22 protein-coding genes and 1 pseudogene are annotated in these 24902 nt (G+C 40.7%); 11 read left to right on the top strand and 12 right to left on the bottom strand.

Annotated features, from left to right (window positions below; genetic code table 11):
* Positions 1–179: 179 nt before the first annotated feature.
* The 3 genes from NSQ50_RS23005 to NSQ50_RS31645 all read right to left on the bottom strand — a co-directional run bounded on the left by NSQ50_RS23005 (position 180) and on the right by NSQ50_RS31645 (position 1843).
* Positions 180–548, bottom strand: a complete 369-nt coding sequence (locus NSQ50_RS23005) for a hypothetical protein (protein ID WP_076222802.1) — start codon at positions 546–548, stop codon at positions 180–182.
* Between the two features lie 528 nt (positions 549–1076).
* On the bottom strand, positions 1077–1466 hold the full coding sequence (locus NSQ50_RS23000; protein ID WP_076222800.1) for a GerAB/ArcD/ProY family transporter: 390 nt from the start codon (positions 1464–1466) through the stop codon (positions 1077–1079).
* A gap of 134 nt (positions 1467–1600) precedes the next feature.
* Complete coding sequence (locus NSQ50_RS31645) at positions 1601–1843, bottom strand: GerAB/ArcD/ProY family transporter (protein WP_370511380.1); 243 nt, start codon at positions 1841–1843, stop codon at positions 1601–1603.
* Between the two features lie 32 nt (positions 1844–1875).
* Between NSQ50_RS31645 and NSQ50_RS22995 the strand changes: the two genes are divergently transcribed.
* Entirely contained in the window at positions 1876–2199 is a 324-nt protein-coding gene (locus NSQ50_RS22995) for a hypothetical protein (protein ID WP_179087725.1), read from the top strand.
* Here the strand turns inward: NSQ50_RS22995 and NSQ50_RS22990 are convergent.
* Positions 2193–2832, bottom strand: a pseudogene (locus tag NSQ50_RS22990) (transposase); the annotation flags it as partial. The gene NSQ50_RS22995 and the pseudogene NSQ50_RS22990 sit on opposite strands and share 7 nt — an antisense overlap.
* 229 nt (positions 2833–3061) lie before the next feature.
* Between NSQ50_RS22990 and NSQ50_RS31640 the strand changes: the two are divergent.
* Positions 3062–3277, top strand: coding sequence for a TetR-like C-terminal domain-containing protein (locus NSQ50_RS31640; protein ID WP_179087733.1), 216 nt, complete (start codon positions 3062–3064; stop codon positions 3275–3277).
* Between the two features lie 14 nt (positions 3278–3291).
* Here NSQ50_RS31640 and NSQ50_RS22985 read toward each other — a convergent pair whose 3' ends face one another.
* Positions 3292–4920, bottom strand: a complete 1629-nt coding sequence (locus tag NSQ50_RS22985) for a sensor histidine kinase (RefSeq protein WP_076222796.1) — start codon at positions 4918–4920, stop codon at positions 3292–3294.
* A gap of 6 nt (positions 4921–4926) precedes the next feature.
* Positions 4927–6453 (bottom strand): response regulator, encoded by a 1527-nt coding sequence (locus tag NSQ50_RS22980; protein WP_076222794.1) that lies wholly within the window; start codon positions 6451–6453, stop codon positions 4927–4929.
* Between the two features lie 220 nt (positions 6454–6673).
* Here NSQ50_RS22980 and NSQ50_RS22975 point away from each other — a divergent pair, with 220 nt between their 5' ends.
* The 6 genes from NSQ50_RS22975 to NSQ50_RS22950 all read left to right on the top strand — a co-directional run bounded on the left by NSQ50_RS22975 (position 6674) and on the right by NSQ50_RS22950 (position 13080).
* Complete coding sequence (locus tag NSQ50_RS22975; RefSeq protein WP_076222792.1) at positions 6674–7954, top strand: ABC transporter substrate-binding protein; 1281 nt, start codon at positions 6674–6676, stop codon at positions 7952–7954.
* 57 nt (positions 7955–8011) lie between these two features.
* Positions 8012–8893, top strand: a complete 882-nt coding sequence (locus tag NSQ50_RS22970) for a carbohydrate ABC transporter permease (RefSeq protein WP_254924529.1) — start codon at positions 8012–8014, stop codon at positions 8891–8893.
* On the top strand, positions 8890–9732 hold the full coding sequence (locus NSQ50_RS22965) for a carbohydrate ABC transporter permease (protein ID WP_256716991.1): 843 nt from the start codon (positions 8890–8892) through the stop codon (positions 9730–9732). The genes NSQ50_RS22970 and NSQ50_RS22965 overlap by 4 nt, the downstream gene beginning before the upstream one ends.
* Before the next feature lie 42 nt (positions 9733–9774).
* Complete coding sequence (locus NSQ50_RS22960; protein WP_076222788.1) at positions 9775–11697, top strand: hypothetical protein; 1923 nt, start codon at positions 9775–9777, stop codon at positions 11695–11697.
* 194 nt (positions 11698–11891) lie between these two features.
* A complete protein-coding gene (locus NSQ50_RS22955; protein WP_076222786.1) occupies positions 11892–12296 on the top strand; it encodes a DUF3830 family protein in 405 nt (134 codons plus the stop codon).
* A complete protein-coding gene (locus NSQ50_RS22950) occupies positions 12202–13080 on the top strand; it encodes an NAD(P)-dependent oxidoreductase (RefSeq protein ID WP_076222784.1) in 879 nt (292 codons plus the stop codon). The genes NSQ50_RS22955 and NSQ50_RS22950 overlap by 95 nt, the downstream gene beginning before the upstream one ends.
* Positions 13081–13280: 200 nt before the next feature.
* Here the strand turns inward: NSQ50_RS22950 and NSQ50_RS22945 are convergent, their stop codons facing one another.
* Complete coding sequence (locus tag NSQ50_RS22945; protein ID WP_076222781.1) at positions 13281–13658, bottom strand: hypothetical protein; 378 nt, start codon at positions 13656–13658, stop codon at positions 13281–13283.
* 486 nt (positions 13659–14144) lie between these two features.
* Between NSQ50_RS22945 and NSQ50_RS22940 the strand changes: the two genes are divergently transcribed.
* From NSQ50_RS22940 to NSQ50_RS22930, 3 genes are all read left to right on the top strand, one after another.
* Entirely contained in the window at positions 14145–14891 is a 747-nt protein-coding gene (locus NSQ50_RS22940) for a hypothetical protein (RefSeq protein WP_076222778.1), read from the top strand.
* Between the two features lie 276 nt (positions 14892–15167).
* Positions 15168–16937 (top strand): ATP-dependent nuclease, encoded by a 1770-nt coding sequence (locus NSQ50_RS22935; RefSeq protein WP_076222776.1) that lies wholly within the window; start codon positions 15168–15170, stop codon positions 16935–16937.
* The gene (locus NSQ50_RS22930) at positions 16930–18555 is read left to right on the top strand and encodes a UvrD-helicase domain-containing protein (protein WP_081386847.1); all 1626 of its coding nucleotides are present in this window, start codon (positions 16930–16932) and stop codon (positions 18553–18555) included. The genes NSQ50_RS22935 and NSQ50_RS22930 overlap by 8 nt, the downstream gene beginning before the upstream one ends.
* 79 nt (positions 18556–18634) lie before the next feature.
* Here NSQ50_RS22930 and NSQ50_RS22925 read toward each other — a convergent pair whose 3' ends face one another.
* The 5 genes from NSQ50_RS22925 to NSQ50_RS22905 all read right to left on the bottom strand — a co-directional run bounded on the left by NSQ50_RS22925 (position 18635) and on the right by NSQ50_RS22905 (position 24845).
* On the bottom strand, positions 18635–19651 hold the full coding sequence (locus NSQ50_RS22925; protein ID WP_256716990.1) for a hypothetical protein: 1017 nt from the start codon (positions 19649–19651) through the stop codon (positions 18635–18637).
* 96 nt (positions 19652–19747) lie between these two features.
* On the bottom strand, positions 19748–21562 hold the full coding sequence (locus NSQ50_RS22920) for a VirB4 family type IV secretion system protein (protein WP_256716989.1): 1815 nt from the start codon (positions 21560–21562) through the stop codon (positions 19748–19750).
* Positions 21563–21566: 4 nt separating this feature from the next.
* Positions 21567–22400: a C39 family peptidase gene (locus NSQ50_RS22915; protein ID WP_076222772.1), complete on the bottom strand. Its 834-nt coding sequence runs from the start codon at positions 22398–22400 to the stop codon at positions 21567–21569.
* A 4-nt stretch (positions 22401–22404) separates the two neighbouring features.
* Positions 22405–23085: a hypothetical protein gene (locus tag NSQ50_RS22910; protein ID WP_076222770.1), complete on the bottom strand. Its 681-nt coding sequence runs from the start codon at positions 23083–23085 to the stop codon at positions 22405–22407.
* Between the two features lie 17 nt (positions 23086–23102).
* Positions 23103–24845, bottom strand: coding sequence for a hypothetical protein (locus NSQ50_RS22905; protein WP_076222768.1), 1743 nt, complete (start codon positions 24843–24845; stop codon positions 23103–23105).
* Positions 24846–24902 lie beyond the last annotated feature (57 nt).

The following is a 24902-nucleotide window of genomic DNA, read 5'->3' as shown; positions in this document are numbered from 1 at the left end:
AAACTCCGGTCGAGGTAAGAGCCAAGTCGCCTCGTAGCTAACAGGCAACTGGTGGAGAGATTCTAAGGTTGAAGCCCTGTTACAAAGTAGCCCTGAGAGGGGAACTAGCAAAGCAGCAGGCCGTAACATGAAGTGAATTCTTTTTGAAAAATAAGTTTTAGACTGTCGCTGTTATTAAACTAATGTTTCCCGTTAACATACAAATAGTCCCAATGGTCAATTAGGTTAGGCAGTTTCGTTAGATTGTAGTCTTTATTCCAGGCTAACATGTTGTGGATGCCTTCGAGTGTCTCGCGATTCTTGTTTGGGGCGTTACCGGCAATACGCTCTTCATATTGCTTCCAGATTCGTTCCTCCTGAACGGACAACGGCGTTATCAGTACGACGATTTTATCTGCAGCGGCAAAACTTGGCTCTACCCACGACCTGTATACGCCTTCTGCGATCCACGAATCGAGACCGATAATTTCTCTGAGCCGGCGGTCGCGCTCATCTTCCGGTGCCTTTACGCCATATTCATTCGATTGTGGATCCCAAAAATTTATCATCTAAATCATAATCCGGAGTTTATGGCTCAATAACGTTGCGATATAGGATTTTTCGCTTCCAGCGCCGCCAATGATATGGATTCGGATTCAGACACCTCTTTCTTCTAAAAAGTTTTGTATATAATTACCTTTTATGAGAATAATTTATCTAAATGTTCAAACTATCCTGCTTGTTAGCTTAGAAAGCCTGCTAGTCTAATACTATGTTTTCTCTGAACAATCGGGCGAAGGCCATGGAACTGTCTGCCGGGCGAGAAGCTGTAAAGAAAGTATGGGAAATAATCGGGCACAAGGACCACTTTGCGATAGAAAATACTCATTCGCAATCAAGCTGATGCCTGATCACTAACTATCTTTGATGTTTTGTCTTTCTTTTTCGTATCAATATGGTGATGAGCAGTATAGCAGGGAGGGCAACTCAGAAAATAGGAAATATCCTAACTTTTGCATAATGATGACCTTCCCACATAAATTTTGTATACGTCGGTGATAAAAAAGAGAGGACAAGAACACTTAGAGCCAAAGGGATTAGCCATATTTTATATCTAATTGTAGTGAGTCTTTGCATCCCGATGGTAGCCTATAAAAAAGATGCACATGGTTCACATCTAAACCAATAAACAAAATAAGTGTAAAGAACGCATCGGCCCGCTCGAAAATTTGGGCTGCATATATCATTTGAACAACGGTAAGCAACGGATAGGTGGTGAGACCAGCAACTTCAGGATTCAAGACAAGGATTACCGTCTGATTCAGTAGGGTCAACATTAGTGATACAACGATGTAAGTGGAGATGCTACTTTTACCAAGCTTCTTACCTTTTGGTGCATATTTAAAGAACACAGAAAAAGGACGACTTGTCCAAATGGAAAAAAACAATTTTCGGAATTGCAGAGTCCCAAACTGGCTTAAGATCATTCTTCAGTTTAGGGAACATAAATTCAGGGTGAAACAGTCCTGTCATAGGAATGGAAACCAATATTAATGCATAATCGAACGTTAGTAGATATATATAAATGACGCAAAGACGAAAAAACACTTTAGGTTCATAGCTAGAGACAAATGTGATTACACCTATCGAAAACAGTGAAAATCATAACCATGGGGGTTTGATTGAGTAGCGTCATCCTACACAGCTTACCGATATCGCGCAAATTGCGGGAATATTCATACGTGAAGTAACCGACAAAGGAGAAGGCTACAATCCAACTTGGTATTTTTCCCAAATAATGCAGGCACATCTTAAACAAGTGCCATTTTGGACTTAAGCCATAAATCGAAAGATAGAAACGTATGTATATGCGGAAACACTTCTAGGTGTTGACTTTTGATAAACGTTAGTTCATACCTGCTCAACCGGCCTGACTTATGGAAGTCCTTCGGCATTACAGTATCCACGACAGTTATCGGAACCGTTCTAAGTCTGTTGATTACCGCCATGATGGCTTATCCGCTGACCAAAAAGGAGTTCACACTGGGCAAAGTCCTCATGATCGCTGCTGTAGTTACGATGGTCTTCAAGGCACCGCTCATTCCGTACTTCTTGACGGTTAAGAATATCGGCCTGTACGACAATCCGCTGGTACTGGTTATACCACATGTGCTTACGGCGCAAGCCAATGAATTTAAGGAAAAGGAACTTACTGCCTGAAAGCCGCGATGGAGTAAAGCTACAACCGCATCGGGCTTCCGGGAAAAGGCCTCCATCCGGCGTTTGTAGCCGTGACTTCGTTTGGATAGATTCGAGGTCATTTCACACAACCGATTGGTGATTTTGGCAGAAGAGAGCATGACAAAATCAAGTGGAGCAAAGCTAAACCCGTCCGACCAGCCTAGGGTTAGCATGGTGTAGCCTTTGATAAATTCGCCCGTGGAATGGTCGAAAACTCGTGCCAACAACTCTGCTTTTTTTGCTCCGGTTCCGGCTCAAAACGGAATCGTCGATAATGAACACACGTACCCGGTGCGATGAAATGAGCGATTCGAAATGGCGCACGATGCGAAGACTTAAGGCCTGCAAAAAGCGCCGCCAAGCAAAAGAGGCTTGATTTAAAAACCGGTAGATAACATCTTTACCGGGAAGATCTGCAGCGCGGTCACTTTCCAGAAGGCGAAACCAGTTCTTCCCTTCGAAGACCAAAGAGAACACGATTTGAAAAATCGCTAGGCTCGAAAGACCGAACGATTTGGAAATACTTGCTTGTCGCAAGGTTTTTCCGTTATGAAGGGTCGCAAAAAGTTTGAAAAAGCGAGACTGTTCAGACAGGGAATGTTGTTGTAACATAGGGTTACGCACCTTTCTTGTTGGCATGGTTGCTCGACACTTCCATGATACCAAACAAGTGAGGTGTTTTTTCAATACGAGTGAATCTACTGAATTCTTCTCAAGGGTTTAGGCCATTTTTCTAGGTGCGAAAGTTGAGTAAATAATATTTTCAATGTCATAAATGAAAATAGCGATTTATGTAAAATTCTCTTTTCTGAAAACGCTGATAAACTATTTGTAAAAAAAAATTGCTGGAATAGGCCGTGAATCAAGCCTTCCAAATTGGAGAGAACAATATCCAAAAGCTACCAATAAACAGCTTCAGTTCACTTATGAGTACATTGTAAATGGAAGTATAGCAATCATAGAACAGTGGCTAATTTCCGAAATGCACGAAGATCATTTATACGTTGCCAACTTTATTAGAACTATCTGTAATACTGCATTAGTAATGTTGGAATGAGGGAAATCGCTTATTTATTCTAATAAAGGTAAAGTAACAACTGTATGTGTACCTGCAGAATTGCTGAATAAACGAATACCATACTGGTAGCCAGCCTTCAATTGAATCCGTTCATGAACATTGCGTAATCCGTAGCCGTATAATTGCTGGTCGAACAGGCCTTCCCCGTACTTGTTGTACATCTCTTTTCCATTATCTTCAATGAAAATTAGAAAATGCCTTGCTTCGGTTTGACTGCGGATAGTTATACTTCCTTTGTCTCTACGCAGGGTATTGATTCCATGTTCAATGGCATTTTCGACAAGCGGCTGGAAGATGAAGTTAGGGACCTGGAGCTCAAGTAATTGTGGCGATATATCGTAAATGACATCGAAAGGCTCATCGCGGGCCGTCTGCTGCAGAGCAATATAAGACTTTATATTTGCGAGTTCCGTCTGCAGAGTACTGTACTCCTTGCCTTGATTCAGGGCAGTCCTGTAGAAGGTAGCCAAATCGTTAGTGATTTGCGAAATTTTCAGCTGATCATTCTCGATTGCAATCCAGTTGATGGTAGACAAGATGTTGTATAGGAAATGGGGATTGATTTTCTCTTGCAGTAGCCGCAGTTCCAGCTCTTTCTGACGCAGTTCTGCAGCATATTTTTCCTCGATTAGGTGGTTTAGCCGGGTGAGCATCAGCTTGAATGACAAGGCCAGACTTCCGATTTCATCTTTATAAGAGGTGTCCACACGGATGCTTAAATCCCCCTCGCGTACTTGCTGCATTTGATGGGTAAGGATAAAGATTCTTTTAATCATGGAACGGGAGAGAATGCCTATGATCAGGCCAACGAGCACCAGACAAATCAAAATGATCACAAGATTGAGTAGCAGCTGGCGGTTTGAAAATGAAGAGATATTCTGGCGGTTGAAGTCATAGGAGATCTGCCAATCCAGCGGTGTTAATGTTCTAGTAATGTTATATGCGTGAACAAGCCTGGACTCAGGATTAGAAGTATAGATGACTTCTGTACTGTCGGAGATCGTGATATTTGCCGGAGCAATAACGAAGGATTCGAAGCTTCGGGTAAACAAATCCTCCTTGACACGCATCCGGGCCACACCGAGAAACCTGCCGGTAATTGAATTCTTAATTGCCTTGCCTACATACAGATGATCTTCTTCCGGCCACCAGTAAAAAGAACTTGATGAGGAAATCTTCTGAAACCAGTCAGCATTTTGAATCATTTTAGTGGAGCGTATTAAATCTTTCAATACAAATACATCGTTCACTGTATAGATTTCCAGTTTGTCGATATATAGGTTGGACAGCATTGCATTGTATAGGAAGGGAGCGATATACATATCTGCAATCCGGTTGGTTTCCAGTGCCGATAACTGCTGTGACGGCAGGAGAAACTCCTGGAAGCTGTAGTTGTTAGCCACCAGGGATAGTGAGGACTCGGCTTGGTATAACTTCGTCTCAATCTCCTTGCCTACACGTTCTACCGCAGTATCAGTCTCTTGTTTGAGCTGGGAATGTACAAATGAAAGCGAAGACCGATAAGAATACCCTCCAAGCAGCAGTAGAGGGATCATGAATACAAGCACGTAGGATAATCTTAGCTTGTGTGTAAAAGATAAATCCCTCCAATAACGTTGCATGAGTACTTAAATCCCCTCTCTCTCCCGGTACTGTGCCGGACTGACATTTTCCCTACTCCTGAAAATAGAAATAAAGTAGGATGGTGTCTGAAATCCCACTTGCTCACCGATTTCAGCTATTTTAAGATGGGTCGTTTTCAATAGATGTTTAGCCTGTTCAATCCGATATTCAGCTATGAATTTGCTGATGTTATGTCCTGTTTCTTTTTTGAATAATGTGCTGAGATAGGCAGAGGTAACTTGCACCTGTCCGGCCAGATAGGCTAGTCCCATCTCATTGCTGTTGTAGTCACGGGAAATTAGGTCCTTAACACTTCGGATAAGCCAGTTCTGATCATGATTAGTATACTCTTTTTGTTCGATCCGCTTTAGAATATTCACAATGACATCCATTGTCTGATTGAGATTATCCGTCGCATAGATTTCATTGACAAGATCGGTTGGTTTTAACTGCAGAGTTGTATTTTTGGAGATTTTCTTAATCATTTCGGTCAGCACGTATTTAATGAACATTGGGCTATATGACCTGTTATTATGGATTTGGGACTGCAGCCGCTGCAACTCCGAATAAGCTTCAGAATAATTACCGGCTTTTATACAGGTTGTGATTTTATCAGTGGAAATTTGTGTAACGTCATAACTGGACTGGATATGATTATCCTTCTGTACATACACTACGGTGCTGGAAGAAATAAAATAATAATAATCGGTATATTTACTCATGTGATCGTATTCAGCTTTTAAGCCTGATAGCTTGTGCAACTCTCTTCCGGCGATTACAAATACCACAGACTGAAATTTCTGTCGGATTGTCAGTAATAGAAGATCACAAAAAGCGCTTACATGTTGTGTGTTTGCTCTGGTAAACAGAATAATGAGAAACGTATTAGCATCCATGAGTCCATAGACGAACTCAAACGGCTGGGTATCGTGATTGCCTATTGCTTCGATGACTTCTATGAATTCTCCCGCTTCACAGGTTACAAGTAGTGGAATAAACGGGGTGGATTCAAACGCTGGTACTAGCTCCCGGATGGTGTGCACTGCTTTGTCACTTGTGGCAGTGGAAGTAAGCAATAGCTGCAGTTGCTTCTCTAAAGTGTAGAATTTAGAATACTCGATTATTTTCTGGAGCTGTACCGCCTCTGAGCGCTGCAGTTCCTTCTCATTGCACCAGGTGATCGCTTCAGTTATAACCTGATTGAAATCTCCAACATTAATCGGTTTGAGTAAGTATTTGCTGACTCCAAGCGAAATAGCATTCTGTGCATATTCGAAATCGGCATAGGCGCTGTAGAGAATCAGAAACAGCTCTTTGCGATACTCAATCTTTCGTATTAGGCTGATTCCATCCATGAATGGCATTTTGATATCCGTTAATAGAATGTCTACAGACTGCTTAGATAGTACGGACAGTGCTTCCTCGCCATTACCCGCTTTCAAAACGTTCAGTCCAAAGCTGCCTTTGCGGAGGAGCGTTTCAATACCGTCACGTTCATTTTTTTCATCATCTACAATAAGTATGTTGTACAAGTTAGCTTCCTCCTTATTAGAATTAAGATGACGTGGTTACATCACTTGAACAAGTTATATTGTATCCTGTTTAACTAATATAGGCTATGCGGCGGGAGCTGAAACGAAAAAAACGATATGAATCTATAATTTCTTGCATTTAAGCGCTTTCTTAATAAGCCTATAATTTAAGTAAGCTAACTTGCAAGAGCTACATTATAAAATCGGGGGGAAGTATTCCATGAAAGTAAGAAAAAGACTAATCACAGCAGCGGCACTCGTACTCTTAGTTATAGGTGGTTGTTCTTCAAATTCCGGCGGAGAAAACAATACAGCAGAGAGCGGGAAATCCTCTACAACGATTTCGATGATCGGATGGTACGAAGACAATATAATGACTGACACCATTAATAAGATTAATGAGAATCTGGATGAAGGATATAAATTAGAATATACATTTATTAACTTGAAGCAATACAACAATGTCTTGAGCACACAGCTTGCGGCCGGAGAAGGGCCTGACATTGTTATGGACGGGGCATCATTCCCGGCTCGTATAAAAGCTGATAATCTGCTGGATATTACCGGTGAAGATTTCGTCGGCAACTTCAATGAAGCAGGGCTGGCTCTGTCCACTACAGAAGACAAGGTATATGGTATCCCTTCCTATGGCTGGTATTCAGGGATTTGGTATAACAAAGATATTTTTGCACAGTATGGCCTGACGCCACCAGAAACTTTTGAGGACCTGCTTGCGATCTGCAAGACGCTATCAGACAACGGCGTACAGCCATTTGGTTTCGGCCTATCCGACAGCGATACAGCTTGGCATTCACTGGTCGGATACCTTGAGAATTCTTACTATAATAATGGTAATGAAACACCAGCTTTTGATACAAAATTCGCCCAAGGTGAAGTGACTCTTTCCGGCAATCTGAATACTGCAGTCGATGAATGGGCGCAAATGATCAAACAGGGATATATCAATGATAACATGTTGGGTATTTCCGGTGAGCAAGTTATCCCGGGATTCCTTGAAGGCAAAACTGCGATGTTCTACGGCGGGCCTTGGAACTATGAAAAGTTGAAAGAGGGCTCAGTGAATTTCGGTTTGTTCTCGCATGTAGGTACAAATGGTGCTGAAAAATGGCTGGTAGGCGGGCCCGCTGCAAATTTCGGTGTCAACAAGAATAGTAAAAACCAGGAAGGCGCTAAAAAAGTGCTGGCCTTACTTGCTTCCGAGGATGTGCAGAAGACTATCCTGGCGAGTAACGTCGGAGGTTTTAGCTACTATAAGGATCTGAATAGTGAACTTCCTGAGGAGTACAGTGAAGTCAAAGATATTCTTGCTGCAGGAAGAGTCGGTGTTGCTTGGGATCGTTGGGGCACCAATATGCCTGCACAATCTTTGATTGATGAAGGTGTCAAACAGTTACAAGGAATGGTAGCTGGAGTAACGACCACAGAGCAGTTCCTCAAGGCGATGGATGATAAAGCAAACCTAATCAGGTATCAAGATTAATGGCCGGGGACCTCTAGCAGGTCCCTCTCTCTAGTCACCTTGAAAGGAAGGACACACGTGAAAAACAAAATCAGAGTCTATTCACCTTATGTGCTGATGCTGCTTCCTCTGCTGGTGATCTACGCAATTTTTTATATTGTTCCTTTGATCTACACAGCAGCATACAGTTTCACAAGCTGGAGCAATTATTCCAGTTCCATATCCTTTACGGGACTCGATAATTACCGGCGGATATTTGAAGATAACACTTTAGGTATAGGTATCAAAAATTCACTCATCTATGCAGTTGTTAATGTGCTGCTTGCAAATGTCATCTCGTTGCCGGTAGCAGTACTCCTGAACACCAAACTGAAATTCCGAAACGGATTCCGGGCTTTATTCTTCAGTCCTGCAGTGCTTAGTACACTTGTTGTGGGTTTTCTGTGGAGCTATATTCTGTCTTCCTCGGATTATGGAATGCTGAACAAGCTGATCGGTGCTGTCGGTATGGAACCGATTAATTGGCTGGGTAATCCGAAGACGGCACTAGCTGCGATTATTCTTACTCAGGTATGGCAGTGGTTTGGATGGTCAATGGTTATTTATCTGGCTAACCTGCAGAGCATCAGTGAGGACTTATATGAAGCTGGACGTATTGACGGTGCCAACCGCTGGAAACAATTTTTCCATATTACACTGCCGGGCTTAGCACCTGCAATCAAAATTAATCTGATTACCGGGATGATTTCCGGACTTAAAGTCTTTGATATTGTAGTGTCGCTTACTAAGGGCGGACCGGGTTATTCCACGGAAACCATCCTAACCTTGATGTTCTCCAAATTCTCTGAAGGGAATTACGGGTATGCGGCATCCTTTGGGATCGTCTTCCTTGTGGTAAGCATCCTGCTGGCCGGCGTTCTGCTGCGAAGCTTCAAAGTATGGGAGGACCGAATCAATTGAAAAGTGAATCTGCACAAAACAGACTTCTGCATATGTTGTCATTCCTGCTGATGTTCATTCTGGCCTTAATCGTGGCGGTTCCATTATACTATCTGGTGGTCACTACCTTTAAAAGCTCCTATGAAGCGGGAGTTCATCCTCTGGCCTTGCCAAGCTCGCTCAGCTTTGAATCTTATATTAATGCTTTCCAGAAGATGCAGTACCCTCGGGCCTTTATGAATACCTTTATCATTACGACGCTTTCAGTCATCGGTGTAATTCTCTGTGCATCCATGGGAGGATATGTGTTGAACCGTAAGGGTGATAGTAAAGCTGCCAAAATCGTGTTTGTTCTGATTCTGGCAGGAATTATGTTCCCTTATCAAATGTCAGTCTTAGGCTTGTATAAAGTTGTGCAAAGCCTGCATCTAATGAATACATTATGGGCTGTGATTTTTATTAATATCGCTGTGAACATTCCATTTGCTACCTTTATGTTCCGCTCTTTCATCACTACGATTCCCGGTGAACTGGAAGAAGCCGCTAAGATTGATGGGGCAGGATTCTATAGGGTATTCTGGGTAATTACCTTTCCACTGATGAAGCCAATTATTGCTACAGTCGCTATTCTGAATTCACTTACGATTTGGAACGACTTCATGGGGCCGCTATATTTCCTTCAATCCAGAGAGAAAAACGTAATTTTACAAGAGGTATACCGCAATGTCGGTCAGTTCTCTACGGATTGGAACAGCATGTTCCCGATGATGGTTCTGGGTGTATTGCCGCTATTAATTTTTTATCTGTTTATGCAAAAGTATATTATCGGCGGTGTTATGAACGGTGCTCTGAAAGGCTAGTACAAGAATGACAAGAATATTTAAACGGGAGCGGAGCGACTTATGAGAGAGAAGATGGATTATACAGAAAAACAAATAATTCGTTTAACAAGCAATTTGAGTAAGTATAACATTGAAATTTCGGATAAAAATCATATATCCCATTTAAGTCACCCGGACGATCCTCACGGAATGAACTGGGCTGGAGAATCCGGAAGATGGGGGGAAGTATGTCTGAAGCCTGGTGTTGATCTGACTGTAGAGAGACAGGTGCTTCCCAGTGGCAGACTGCAGGAAACCTATATATTCACCAATAATACCCCTTATGACATTTACACACAGAAGGGCGAGATTGGAATCCACGCTACCTTCCCTGATCAATATGATTCAGCGGATATATGTATGACGCAAAGAAGCCATGCACACATATGGTGCGGTGGGGAGGCCAGTTATATTATGGGGCTGCGCATGGGAGGAATTGCCCCCCATCTGGGTCTAGTACTAACGAACGGAAGTATCACTGAATATAGCATTGAAAGGGATGCCGCTCAGAGCAGCAATAACCGTGGCTTGATTATCCTCCATCCTGCCCCCTTTGTTCTTATACCCGGGGCATCCATCTCACTGACTTGGGAACTGTTCTGGCATGAAGGGAAAGAAGACTTTTACCAGCAACTACAAGCTTACCCACGATACATTCACGTCGAAGCGGACAAGTACGTGCTGTTTGCAGGGGAAAAGTGCCGGCTGAAGATATCGCATGCCTTCCCACAACTGGATCTAGTTGATATTATCTGCAAGGGTGAAGAGGTCCCTTATTCCGTTACGGGTAATTGTATTATCGTAGAAGCGGTATACGAAACATCAGGTGAGTATAGCTATTCAATTGATATCAACGGTATCAGTACAATCTGCAATATTCTCGTGCTGCCTCCGCTTAATCAACTCATCGAGGCCAGATGCCACTTTATTGCACGAAAACAGCAATGTCGTGACAAGGGAAGCCGCTTGGATGGTGCATTCCTCGTCTATGATAATGAAGAGCAGAGCAGATATTATTCCCATTACCATGATCATAACGGCGGAAGAGAACGATTCGGCATGGGGGTGCTCATCGCCAGATACTTACAGACCACTGCTTCAGATGAATTGGAAGCAAGCCTGCTAAAATATGTGGATTATATTGAACGTGAGTTATTCGATGAGGTGAGTGGTACTGTATTTAATGATATCGGCCGCAACAATGACATCCATAGGCTCTATAATTATTCGTGGCTGGCCATTTTGTATATGGAATTGTTTAACCTATATAAGAACAAGGCCTATCTAGTCAAGATGTCGAAGATTATGCACGGATTCTATAATAATGGCGGCTACAAATTCTATCCGATTGAACTGCCGATGAATGATATGATCGGCCTGCTGAGAGGCAATGAGCTGATACTGGAAGCTGATTCCCTGTACGCGCATTTCAGTAAGCATGCAGAGACTATCTTTGAATGCGGAATCTCCTATCCTCCGAGCGAAGTGAATTATGAGCAGAGTATTGTGGCTCCTGCTGCGAATGTGCTGATTCAGATGTACCTTCTGACCAAGAATGAGAAATATTTGACCGCATTCCGTGAGCATCTGCACATATTGGAGCTCTTCAATGGAAGGCAACCCGACTACAACCTGCATGAAGTGGCGATTCGTCACTGGGACGGATATTGGTTCGGTAAAAGAAGACTGTTAGGCGATACGTTTCCGCACTACTGGAGCGGATTGTCTGGGAGAGTCTATCTGGAGTATGCTAAGCTGACTGGCGAGGAGCAGTATGAGACAATGGGGGAAGCTTCCCTACGCGGTGTACTCAGTCTTTTCAGAGCAGATGGTCAAGCCTCCTGTGCTAGATTGTTTCCTTTCAAGGTGAACGATAAGCCAGGTAAATACGATGATCCTTGGGCTAACGATCAGGATTGGGCACTTTATTTCATGATTTCGTAAGATCCAGGTTACGTACACAAAAACATTAGCACCTCTTATGCTCAATCCGGAAACATTCGGTGGGAAGCAAAAGAGGTGCTATTCTGTTACAACTTAACATTATCTAACCATTCCTAGGGCCTGCAGCTTTTACGGGTACCGGCTGCAGCGCCATCATCCAATATCTAAATCCAACCACTAAAGGAGAGCTGAATATGACAACAATTAAAATGACTTCCGGAGAGTTTACTTTTCTGGCCAGGCTTGAGGAAGAGAAGACACCAGAATCCAGCCGCTGGCTGCTTGAGCAGCTGCCGCTTACGGTCACAATGATTCAGGGGGCATGGAGCGGCAGAGCCGTCTTTGCTGACCTCCACGGCATCGGCCGAGGCGTTGTCTTCGAACACCCCACAAGCTATCCGCTTCCGGGCGAAATTCTCCTGTATCCGGGAGATGAAATGGGAAGCACAGGGAAATATATCATAAGGGCACCGCGATATAAAATCAGAATAAGGAGTATTGCAAATGAAACCTACAATTGGATGGATTGGTTTAGGGAATATGGGCAAACCTATGGCTCAAAATCTTGTAAATGCAGGGTATCAGCTTTGGGTTCATAATCGCACAGCCGAAAAAGCGAACTTCCTGGTGGAACAAGGCGCCCAATACGCCGAAACGTCCAAAGTCGTTGCTGAAAAAAGCGATATTATCATTACCATACTATCGAATGCCTCTGCCTTGCAAGATTTCTACCATGGAGACGCAGGTCTGCTGTCCGGTGTGGACAGTAGTAAAATTGTAATCGATATGAGCACGATCGGCCACGAAGCTGCGCTGAATCTAGCGGGTCAATTATCCAGCAAGCAGGTGCGATTCGTTGATGCACCCGTTTCCGGCTCAGTGAAACCGGCGGAAGCCGGCCAATTGGTCATTTTGGCTGGAGGGGAAACAGGGGTTGTTAATATCTGTAGGCCAATCTTTGATGTGTTAGGTAAAGAAACTTTGCATTTTGGCAAAAACGGCTCGGGAAGCCAAGCCAAACTGGTAGTTAACCTGCTCTTGGGAATCACCATGCAGGGTATTGCGGAGTCACTGATTCTCGCCGAGAAGATGGGGTTGGATCGCGAACTGGTGATCAAGATGATGACTGAATCTGCTGTAAACAAACCGATGCTGGGAGCCAAAACAAATGCTTTAATGGATGAATCGTTTCCTCCTGCGTTTGCCTTGAAGTGGATGGAGAAGGACTTGAATCTGGCGATGGAAACGGCAAAAGCACTGGAGAGTAGCCTGCCTTTGGCTGCAAATGCAGCAGCTACATATACATCGGCCATAGCCCGGGGAAAGGGAGATTTAGACGTAGCGGCGATCTTTCTGCACATTAAGGAGCTTTCGGAAAAGTAAGACAATTAGCCGAAAATCCTTTGATTTAGTACTTTAATCAATTTGTAAAGAGTGTTGTATTACACTTGTAATTAGATTTCTATAAGAAACAGCGCCTAAGATTAATTATACGCTGTTTTTAAGATACGCTGATGCTAGCGCGAATAACGAATCAATTAATTACGATAATCTCACTTTTAATTTTTGAATAGGAATTTGTGTCAATTCAAATGATATTTTCGAATAAGTTCAGCATGTCTATTCATTCCGCGTCTCTCCAACTCCTGCACAAATACCTGCCATGGAGGAATATTACTCATATAGGGAGTAGGGCCATTATAAAGACCGCCTCCCGGCCCATTATAAAGTCCTCCACCTGGTCCATTATAAAGACCGCCTCCGGGCCCATTATAGAGTCCACCCCCGGGCCCATTATAGAGACCGCCTCCGGGCCCATTATAAAGTCCACCCCCAGGTCCATTATAAAGTCCTCCGCCGGGCCCATTATAAGCGCCGCCCCCAGGCCCGTTATAAAGTCCGCCTCCCGGTCCATTGTAAAGCCCCCCACCGGGCCCGTTATATTTGTTTCTATTCCACATTTCGAACCTCCTATTTATTTAAATAGTTTCCAATTATAGATTAGCACATCTTACTGAGGTGATCATTTACTTTAATTTTAATATCGTGTAGTGAATAATATCGGCAATAAATCTACTAGTCCGCGAATATTTTAAACAATATTTTAAAAATACTTTAGTATAGAACCATCAAAAAGGTTAAGTATGCTGCCTAAAAACAAAGATTGTATACTCGCAGATGAGTTGCAGCCTTTGTTTTTATTAGTTCGAATTTTTCATTTTATGTAAATAGGTCAAAGTTCAATCATTCGACATAAGTGTAAACGAATTGCGGGTTTATCTTATATTTGGAAGGAAGAAGGAAAAGGTTTGTCGAAATATTACTAACACATTTTCACTTTTCAAGAACTACCTTTCTAGGTAGTGAAGATAAAAACCTTATATAGTTCTAATAGAAAAATATTAATTTTTTAAATGTTGTTATTTAAGTTATGGGGAGTGGAATTTTTGAAGGAAGATCTTTTTACTTATTATAATGATCAAGCTTCAAATAAAGCGTTGATTTATTCACATATGTATTATTTTCATAAATTTTATATAGTCCTAATTTATTTTTCTATGTTGATGGCAATTTCAAGTGGTATTTCTATACTTTTTTTAGCATCATATCCATGGTGGTGTATTATCTCACTTCCAAGTACACTTCTCTTAATTGTATTCTTGCATGCACTAAATAAAGTATTTGATAAGAAAGCGATGAAAGTACTAAAAAAACATCATTCTATTATCTCAAATCCGAAAAAATGGAGAAAATCAAAATCCGATATACAGTTTCATCTCATCTCAGAATATCTTCTTGATAATAATGTGTATGTGAAGTGGAAGATAGAGAAACTTATTGATTCTTATACAAAAGATAATGAGAGGAGGAAACTTTCTCCTTTAGTAGCTCCAAGTATTATTTTAGCTATATCGATTCCTAATCTCACCCAACTCTTAACACATATATACGCCTATTTTAATGCATTAGATAATGTACCATTAAACATTCAAAATATGGATTCACCTGAAATTACAATAAATACGACGGTGTTCTTTGTGGTGTTTATTGTTTCTTTACTTATAGCAACAAGTATTTCAATGTTGAATAAAGTTAAAGAAGATATCAAAGAAATGATTATGGATAAAGATGGCCCTATAAGAAATGGTTTAATAACAACACTTGAGAATATTTTGTATCAAATGAATGATTAGAAGTTAAAGTCTAATTTTCATCAAACGTATATATTCAAAAAACATAGTAGATTAATGACAAGGAGTACAAAAGTCTTGAGGGGAATTCACCTTAGAAGCTTAAAATATTTGCTGAAGTTACAGCTTATAGATTTTTCAGAGAAATATATAATTAGAACTAAGTCTGGGGAGAATTTTAGTGTGGACTTAATTTTGAAACATAGATATGAGGTTGTTACTTCGCATTAAGAACTACGTTTGTCTACAATCAGAAACACACATTAAAGGAGTGATATAGTGTTAATTGAATGGATAAAGATTAATGGATTTAGAAACTTCGATAATGAAACAATAAATCTTGCAAATCAAACATTAATTATTGGAGCTAATGATGTAGGGAAAACTAATTTAATATATGCTTTGAGAATTTTATTTGACCGGAGCCTAAGTGAGAAGGATTTGGAGTTATACGACAGTGATTATAATGTTATTACTAAAGCAAAAAATATGGAGATAACAGTAAAAATCACGGAGATACAAGAAGACTGTTTAATCAGTACATTTAAAGGTGACCTCCAGAGTGGAGTAGTGTATATCCAATATAAAAACTCGAAAAGTGGTGAATATACTATATTAGCCGGACATTCTGAAGAAACATTAGAAGTCAAACAATCACGTTTTTATATAAAAAGACTTAATATGGAATGTGTAAATACAACACGTAACTTAACATCATTGATGAAAAGAGAAAGAAATCAAATTCTTAATGATTCGAAATTATCCCTAGCAGAAAAATTAATGGAAGCGGATGAAAAATCTATAGGAGAAATGAAAGTGGACTTGAATACTATGAACTCCAAGATAGATAATTTAAACTATATTAAGAAGTCTTTGGAGAATGTAAACGCTGAATTAGGCGATCTAGCCATACATAATAAAAGCCAAATATTAAGTTTTAAAAATGCTAACTCCGATATAGTGCAAATGCTGGATAATCTCGAGCTAACTTATGCTTCAGATAATGAAACGCTTACATTAGGTGGAGAGGGTCGAAATAATCAAATATTTATAGCGACATGGGTTGCAAAACAGAAAAATAGAAGAACCCTAGAGAAAGTTACTTTTTTTGCTATTGAAGAACCAGAAGCTCATTTACATCCACACCAACAAAGAAAACTCTCGAATTATTTATTGAAAAATTTCGCAGAACAAGTATTTATAACTACACATTCTCCTCATATTGCATCTGAATTTCGTCCTGACAAAATCGTAAAGCTTTATCAGAAACATAAGTTGACTAAAGTTGCTAGAGGTGGATGCAGTGAAGCAATAAAACTGGATTTTGATGACTTTGGATATAGGTTAGATGCGATAACTTCAGATGTTTTTTTTGTAAATGCAGTTCTATTAGTAGAGGGTCCCTCAGAGAAGCTTTTTTATACAGCCTTATCACAGAAATTAAATATTGATTTGGATTATCTAAATGTCTCTATTATTTCCGTTAATGGTATAGGGTTTAAACCATATGTGAAAATTTGCCTAGCGTTAGATATTCCATTTGTATTGAGAACAGATAATGATATTTTTAACAAATCACATAAAGTCTCGCCTTCTGTTTCTATAGAGTTATCGTATCAAGCAGGAATATCTCGAGTAATGGGGATTTATGAAGAATTGCTTGAAAGGGGAAATGAAGCCCTACTCGAATACTGGAAGTTAAATCAGAAAGATAATGAATGGTTGGAAAAAGTAAGTATACCAGAAAAAGCTAAACTTTTATCAGAGTATATTACTAAGGCAATTGAGAAGGATAATATTTATTTATCTATGAAAGACCTTGAAAATGATTTAGTGGAAAGTAAGTTATACAGCTTTTTGAAGAAATTTTATAATACAACTACAAAAAAAAGTACAGTAAAGAAAATGCAAAAAGCTAAGGCGGAAAATATGCTTAGTTTCTTGAAAAGTAATATAAACAATTTGGAAGTTTTAAAGGGAGATAAAATTGCAGAGCCCTTAGAGCAAATCAAAATATTAGCTGAAAGGGTTGTATTAAATAATGGGTAAGCTAATAGAACCTAGTGATGAGCAACTGAGGATTATTGAGAAGCAGGGAAACCTGGTGATTACGGCAAAACCAGGAAGTGGTAAAACATTTACTGTGGTGGAAAAGATTAAATTCATATCAAAAAAGCTATTAGATTTCCAAGGAGTTATTGCTATATCTTTTACTAGAAAGGCAAGTCAAGAATTAAAAATACGTTGTAAAAGAAAAGGTATTGAAAGTAAATCGAATTTTTTGGGGACAATTGACAAGTTTTATATATCTGAAATAATTGTCCCATTTACAAAAATTCTTGTGAGTAAAATAATTCCTTTAGAAGTTAGAGATAATATTGATGATTATCCTGAATACCAACGATTAAAAGGTCTAAAAGATGATTCGAATAATAAAGAATTGCTACTTTTGTTGAGGGAATCCTTATTAAATGGACATATTTTTTTGGAAATCTGTGGTGAAACTGCACTCTATATTTTGAATACCGTTCCAGAATGCTTATTATACTTAAAATCAAAATATACACATGTTTTTATTGATGAATACCAGGATTGTGGTGAAATTCAACACAATATATTTTTGAAATTAGTAGATCAAGGCATAATAGGAATTGCGGTTGGAGATTTAGATCAGGCAATTTACGCGTTCAGTGATAGATACTCCAAATTTTTATTCTCATTAATGTCTAATAAAGAATTTGATCACTTAGAAATCACAAGAAACCATCGATGTCATAAGTCAATTTCAGAATATTCGTTAGCGCTCATGGGAGTTCCAGATATTGTATTAACAGATGAACCGAGAGTTTTTAAAGTTGATGTAATAGGAAGCGATGAAGCAGTTATAAGTGCGATTGAACGTAATATGCAGATGATTAGAATGAATTATGGAATAGTGAATAATAATGATTTTGCTATTTTATGTAGAAGTAATGAAAATGCGAGAAGAGCTTCTCAATTTCTTAAGATTGAAAACAAACTATTTGTAGATACTGCACTAGACAGAAGTAATACGAATTGGGGTATGCTTTTTAATGATATGTTAACTTCGTATTTCTCATATAAAGTTGGTTTAACTACCATTTTAGAGTTTGTCGAAAACTACTTCAATGAAGAATATGATATAAAAGGGTTTGAAAGCGGATTAATAATTATTAGTAGTATTTTTTTATTAAATGAAGATCAATTAGTTGAACACCTGGAGTCTTTTGTGAAATTTGCTAAGCTTATTTATCCAGAAGAGATAGATAATGGGATATCTAAGGAATTAAATACCGTATTAGGGGATAAAGAAAATCGTAATAGTTTTAAACCTGCGACTGAAAAAGAAGTAAACATCATGACATTACACAAGTCTAAAGGACTTGAGTTTAAATGTGTTTTTCTTTTAGATGTTTACAGATGGATATTACCAGCTGAAGGAAATTGGCTCACAGAAGAAGACTATACTCAATCTTTAAATCTTCATTATGTCGGAATAACTAGAGCAATAGAGGCTTGCTATATTATGCAGGGTACAAAAAGATATAGATCAAGACAAGGTGATTATTGGTCAACTGAGGGCTCACCTTTTTTATTTATTAATAACGTTTCTAATTTAAGGGGAGCTTTAGAATGGGAGCTATAATAAAAAACTAGTACCAGAGCAAGGTGCATTCTCTCACGAGAAGTAGCCTTGCTCTATTTTATTACAAGAATAACACTAATTAATAAATATAATTCTTTAGTAGTTTTTCGTGAAATGAGTTATTTATTGATGAATCAAACAAGTCATGCGATGCTTCGCCAAAAAAAACATCTTCATTGAAAATACGCTTAATATAGGACCTCATATAAATCGGAGCGAATAAAACGAGTGCTAAAAATTCAAGGCCTTTACAAATCTCCATAGCTCTATAGACTATTGGTATCTCATAGGGCAATGTTGATCCACAAAGTACCCTTAAATTAGCGTTAATGAAATCCACATGAGGTTCAGAGGCTCCTATTACTCCACAGTCAACTACATAAAAGTTATAGTCCTGATTTAATTCTTTCATCATATAGAAGTCAGAACCTTCTATTGAATAGGCATTTCCATTTTTATCTGGTTTGAACAACTGAATGATATGGGCCAGATGATTACTGGTATTTGATTCAAAATAGCAGGCAGTCCCACCATGAGCATTAATCCAACAAACTAAATTAAATGCCGTAGTGGTGACGCCTACTCTCCGGTCACATCCAGCTATGGCAATTACAACATTAGTGCATTTAAACTGGAATTGAGTTACTTCTTCCACTTTTGAAGATGGAGGTACCACCTCTATTGAAACAGATTCTTTAGCAGGATTACGTCGAAGCATTCCCACTTCTGAAAAACACTCTCGAAGCTCATCTTGAATCATCTCTATTGTTTCGGCAGTAACCACATTTTGAATATCTGCTTTTATCAGTTCTAGTAAAAAAGGGCTGCTCTCCGGCAGTCCTTCATTAATCATAATAATTCGCATTTCATACATCATCTGAAAAGATAGAAGTGCTTGTACCATTTCTTCGTCAGTCTCTTTTATGGCTTCACGGTCAATTGCTAAATAGTGAACATGACTATAGAACCGCATATCTTTGACTACAAACGCATTGAGAGAAAACGACCCGATTAGCTTCTTTACTGGCAGTTCCAATTCTTCCTCAATAAAATCAAGCAGATTAACTTTATTAGTACTCGTCAGATATAGAATCATGATTTTACCCTTCCTTCTTGAATAACAAAATGATCCCGATGACCACCAGACCGATGTAGAAGAAAAGCTCAATGAGCTGCTTCTTTTTGTCCATGCTCATCGTCCTCCTGCTGTTCCCATATAAGCAAACTTATATTCCGGGATATCAAAGTGGACATGCAACCTTTTAGATCCAATCATCAATAAAGCATGTTCCCGCTTCTTGCTGGCAAGAAGTTCTTCCTCTGCGTCCGTTAGGTTATAAAGCTCACGTGTTTCTTGAAGGTTCTTCCCGTCTGTCCCCATCAGTATTTTAATACAAGGAATATCCAAAAGCGCTTGCCCATACATCTTGACTTCAGGTGCTAGAAAGTCGACGACACTATGAGAGATAATCGCAAGGCCTGCTTCATACTTTCGAGCGCGTTTCTCTACGTTTCGTAAGAATACTAGGCTCTGTGGGACGTTTGGGTCAATCATCAAATAACACTCATCACAGATCAGCAGAACCCGTTCTGTTCGGTCCTGAGACATTTGCTCCCAGCACCAGGATAAAAGGTTAAAGTATTGGGTTCGCTTGATATTCTCAGATGTATTCTGAAGAGTATGGGTGTCCAAGCAAATGCAGCGGCTATGGGTTTGGATGGTACTGTGACCATTCCATAAAAAAGAGTCCCCACCATGTGCAATATCATGCAGTAGTAGGGACAACTCTTTATAAGCATCATCTCCAAATTCCTTTTCCTTGCCATGAATCAGAGCGTAGAGGTCAGAAAAAGTAGGGAAGTCAGTACTGGAAAGTTTCGCAATATCTGTGGTCCAAGTAATCTGAAACTGATTATATAACTCAATCAAACATTGCTTAAGGACGGCTTTTTGCATCATGGTCAGGTCAGGGATGTAGAGGTTAAAGAAGATTTCCAGATTCTTCAGATGAAGCGCCATTTCGGACATACCGTGACCTTCATCTTTATAAAGCGGAAATTGCTCATCCTCTTCATCGCGTGGAGCGGGGCGAATTTGCAGTGGATTGATTCTACCATTAGATCCACCGCCGGCGTTAATCCAGTCGCCATTTAGCCTCTGGCAAAGCTCCTTATATTCCGATTCTGGATCAATAAAAATAATTTTGGTACCCTTCATGTATTCACTAAGTGCCACATGCTTTACAGCTGTAGATTTACCTACGCCGGCCACGCCCATAATGACGATGTTTGAATTGGTTCGGTCGCCGCCGCGTTTCCATGTATCGACGATAACCAAGCCACCGCTAGCGTCCTTGGCGAAGTAATAGCCCGTTCCGTCGTTGAAGCCAGAGCTTGCAAAGGGGAAGCCTCCAACGAAGGTACTCATCGGCATGATTTTATTTAGGATATCCCCCATTTGATCTTGTGCCGGGTACATGGGGGATAGGTGACGAAAGCCCTCTTTTTGAAGATGGGCCAGGTTACGAATTTTGCACCGCATCATACTTAAGGTATTTTCTACACGTCTACACACACGAGTGAACTGCTTGTCATCTTCCGCAAATGGCATGACCATTACATTCATAAGGCCAACCGTTTCACCGTTTTGGTCGATCTGCATCATAATGTTCTCACCATCGGTAGCCGCCTTGTCTGCTCGTTGACGGGTGAGAGGATCTTTAGCACTGTCGGCCATGCTGCGGTTTTGTGTAATGGATTTGGATATTGCGGAGATTAAGGCGCTATTGTCTATAGGTTGAAAACCAATGGATACCATGGTAGATGGCATATTGGTTAGAGTGGAGAGCCAACCAACATCGGCTTTGTGAGGATACTTAATGACGCCATACATTTTAGCTGTTTGTTCACCAATCACAAGGCCGTTCCGAAAAAACTCCAGGCCCATAGGAGTGATTGCGTTTAGAAGTGATGGATTCACAGATAAAGATGGAGATGTGGGTTTCAAAATATCAGTTCTCCTTTCCGCTTATGATCCAGAAGGGGCCACCTGCTGCTGCATTTTTTCGGGCTTCATTTAAAATAATGGAGAAATCCCATTCCTGCTCGCTTCGCTTTCGACTGGCTGGATCGGCGACAAGAATCTTGCCTTCAGATGTGACGCCTCGAAGGACCATGAAATGCCCTGAAGAAGTGAAGTGACCTTTACCCATAATGGCAACAACTAGTTTTCCACTAGATAAGGCATTAATGATGGTTTGCTGGTCTTTTTGAGCAACTCCTTGAACATTTAATCCAAAATGCTGAGCACCATCAGGAATTAAGCTATGGTAGCTACCGGTTCCTTCTGCCAAATAACCGTTGCTATATGCCCAATTAGCCATAGTGACTGGATCGATCATTTTACTCGTGAGGGTCGAAACGACAATTGATAAGGAAGTTGGACCGCAACCGGATACGCCAATGGTGTCCCTGGGACCATAAGGTTTATCTGCCCAACGGGAGTCCATTTGGTTGTAATAGACAACTTCACGACTTCCATCCTTAAACGTTACTCCCTCATATTGCTGTCCCTGACTTTCCACATATCCTTCGTCGGTATTTTGTAGAACTTGGGTGAAGCCATAGTCGATACGCATTTCATTTACAATGGGTGTTTCATCAGCCGAGAGCCATATTTTGAGTGACTCTAAGGGGGAGGTAAGCAGTTGTAGAACCATAGCGATGAGAACTAACAAGGTGGCTGCCGGAACTAAAGTAAGCATCAGCATTCGTTTGCGAGCTTGTTCGTCGGAAGCAATTTTCAGGGCTATTTTGGAAAGTAACTTCGCAGTGAAGGGGTCCAAATTCTTACACCTCCAACTTCGCAAGAAAAGGAATCACATTTTCAGGTTCTGTCGTTTCGAGGTGGGTGTAGGAGGGATTGTTAACTAGGTTGCATAACTGAACGATGTCTTGCTGTTTTAAAAGTTGAGTTTGCACTTGGCCATCTTCAAAATGCTGAGCAAGCCGTTTAGTTTTGTCCAAGAGGTCCCGTTCAGTCCCGTCATTTTGTCGCTGCCAGAGGATTAAATAAAATTGTCGCTCAACTACTTCACCTGAGAGAGTGAGCGTATTCATCTCCAGCATTTCTTTCCGGAGCAGTTCTTTTTGCTTAGGGTCTGCGGTAGAGAGTAAGGCACTGAGTTCTGAAATTAGAGGAGAAATATCTACAGGGCGGCTTACCGCAAGAAACTTAAATGGATAGTTGAAAGAGGATAATTCGGCTGTCAGCTTGCTAATAAGCATCCGTTTTTCAGAGGTACTCAATAAATCCAGGCTAATCGGGAAGATCCGTACATAGCTCATCAGCCAACCGTCTTGTGTATGAAGGAAGTTCCCATGAATGTCTTGTACTTGGACGAATTCTTGTGCTGTTTGCATGGCAAGATCTGTGGTGATATTGGATTTTGCTTTACTTTTCATGAGGTGAAATAAAACAGCTCCTCCGCCAAGAAGGCAGAGGAGCAGCACAATGATGGGCAGCAGCATAAAAGCAGCACCACTTTCTATTTTGTTTTTTTCGGTGCAATATGCCAATCAGAGAATAGGTTCCCGGAGATCGTAATCGTTCCCTGTAATTGAAGGGTTAGCATGCCTGCAGGTGTCCAGACATCCAGAATGCGTGTAATTGGAATATACGGTCCATCAGGGAACCAAACCGGCGTAAAGTGAACTCGACTTTGGTAAGTTGAATATTCATTAGTCTTCAACCAAAAATTGGCGTTCACTCCACCTGATTTAAGGTCATGAAGTCGCCAGTATGCTTGATAAGAAAACTCCGGGAAATAAGTAACGGCGTGCTGGGCACCGGTGAAGTGACTACTAGGAGCATTAGAAGAGGTAGTGCTGTTGCTGGTTATCTCAATGCCATATCCTGATTTCATCCTACTGGAGGAAAGAGATGGTGATTTAGTATCGGGGACGACTGATTGAGTGGCAGAGAGGGAAGCGAAATAACTAGTCCAGATATATTCCCACCAGCCTCGATCTTTCCAATATCCATAGTCTATCCAATAGCCCGTATCCTTTCCGGTACTGTGCCATTGCCAGTTAGAAATCCAGACCCAGTATTCATGCCAACTAGCCGACCAGATTCCCCAGGAGGCAGTAGTTTTTGACGGATAGTTAGGAACTGATGGGAGATGAAATGAATCGTTACGATCTGTGGCAGTAGGATTGGGCGGGGGATTCTGGTTTAGATCGACAATAGAAGCTGTTATAGAAGAAACATTAAGAGAGCCGTTTGTTGAGCGCACCTGAATAGAGATTGATTGTGGTGAGCTAGGTGTGTGCCATTTTATCCAAACCAACTGACTGTCGCCTTCCGGAATGACGATATTCGTCACCGTGTAAGTGCTGCCCATAATCGCAAATGTAACGCTTGCCGGATTATCAGGTGTGATTTCAGCAGCGGTGGAAAGACGCACGGAGGTAATCACATCGGTATCTGTTCGGTATTGATAGCTCGCCTGACTGGGGGAAGGGGTGGTAGGGGCGTTATTAAAGCGAACGATGCCCAAACCAAGTGAAGTAATTATTTGATCGTTACTGACACGACTACTGGTAGAACCATTCCAAGCGGGGAAGCCAAGGTCGGAGGTCTCTAGAAATATGGATAATGGTAGATTTTGATGAGTGAGGCTGACCATTTTTGAACGTAAACCGCCATTTAGAATTTGATCGTACAAAGCGGCCTCATGGGCAGTCATCGCCATCTGCACACCTTGAAAGGTAATATAAGCGATGGGTTCTATAAGAAGTTTGTAGTTACCGTTTATTAAAGTCTCGTAGTCAATATTTGTTGCGTTCGCAATGCGCATTGCCATGTACTCAGAACAAAAATATCTTTTGATGAGCTCTAAATTCGGTTCAGCTTTACTCGACTTAATAATGAAAGGTAGACGTTCTCCAGGCTGTACATATGTGTAAGGGGCAGTTGACGGTTTTAAAGTTGTCCCTTTGCTATACTGTAGTTTACTGATTTTTCCGAAATGAATAAGTGAGCTTGGAGGAGTGCGATTCGTAAAATCAATAGGGGTAGATACCGCAATCTGATCATCTGATCTTATTACAGTGACCCTGACTCCTTCATCGTTTGTATTCCAAAAGTTTTGCCCATTACCGCTACCTAGACCACCACCACCAATGTCAATATTCCCATCACCAGTACCATCAGCATTTGTAATATACGGCATGAAGATGGTCATCGTAAGTAAAAGTATAAACATACATTTTAAAAATCGACTCATAACCAATGCCTCCCAAAAGAAAAAGACGCAGCAACACGCCGCGCCTTTTCTCATGTT

It is taken from the genome of Paenibacillus sp. FSL R10-2788, assembly GCF_038003885.1.
GTDB lineage: Bacteria > Bacillota > Bacilli > Paenibacillales > Paenibacillaceae > Paenibacillus_AQ > Paenibacillus_AQ odorifer.
Note: the sequence above shows the minus strand (reverse complement) of the source record. Positions and strands in the feature narration are given on the sequence as shown.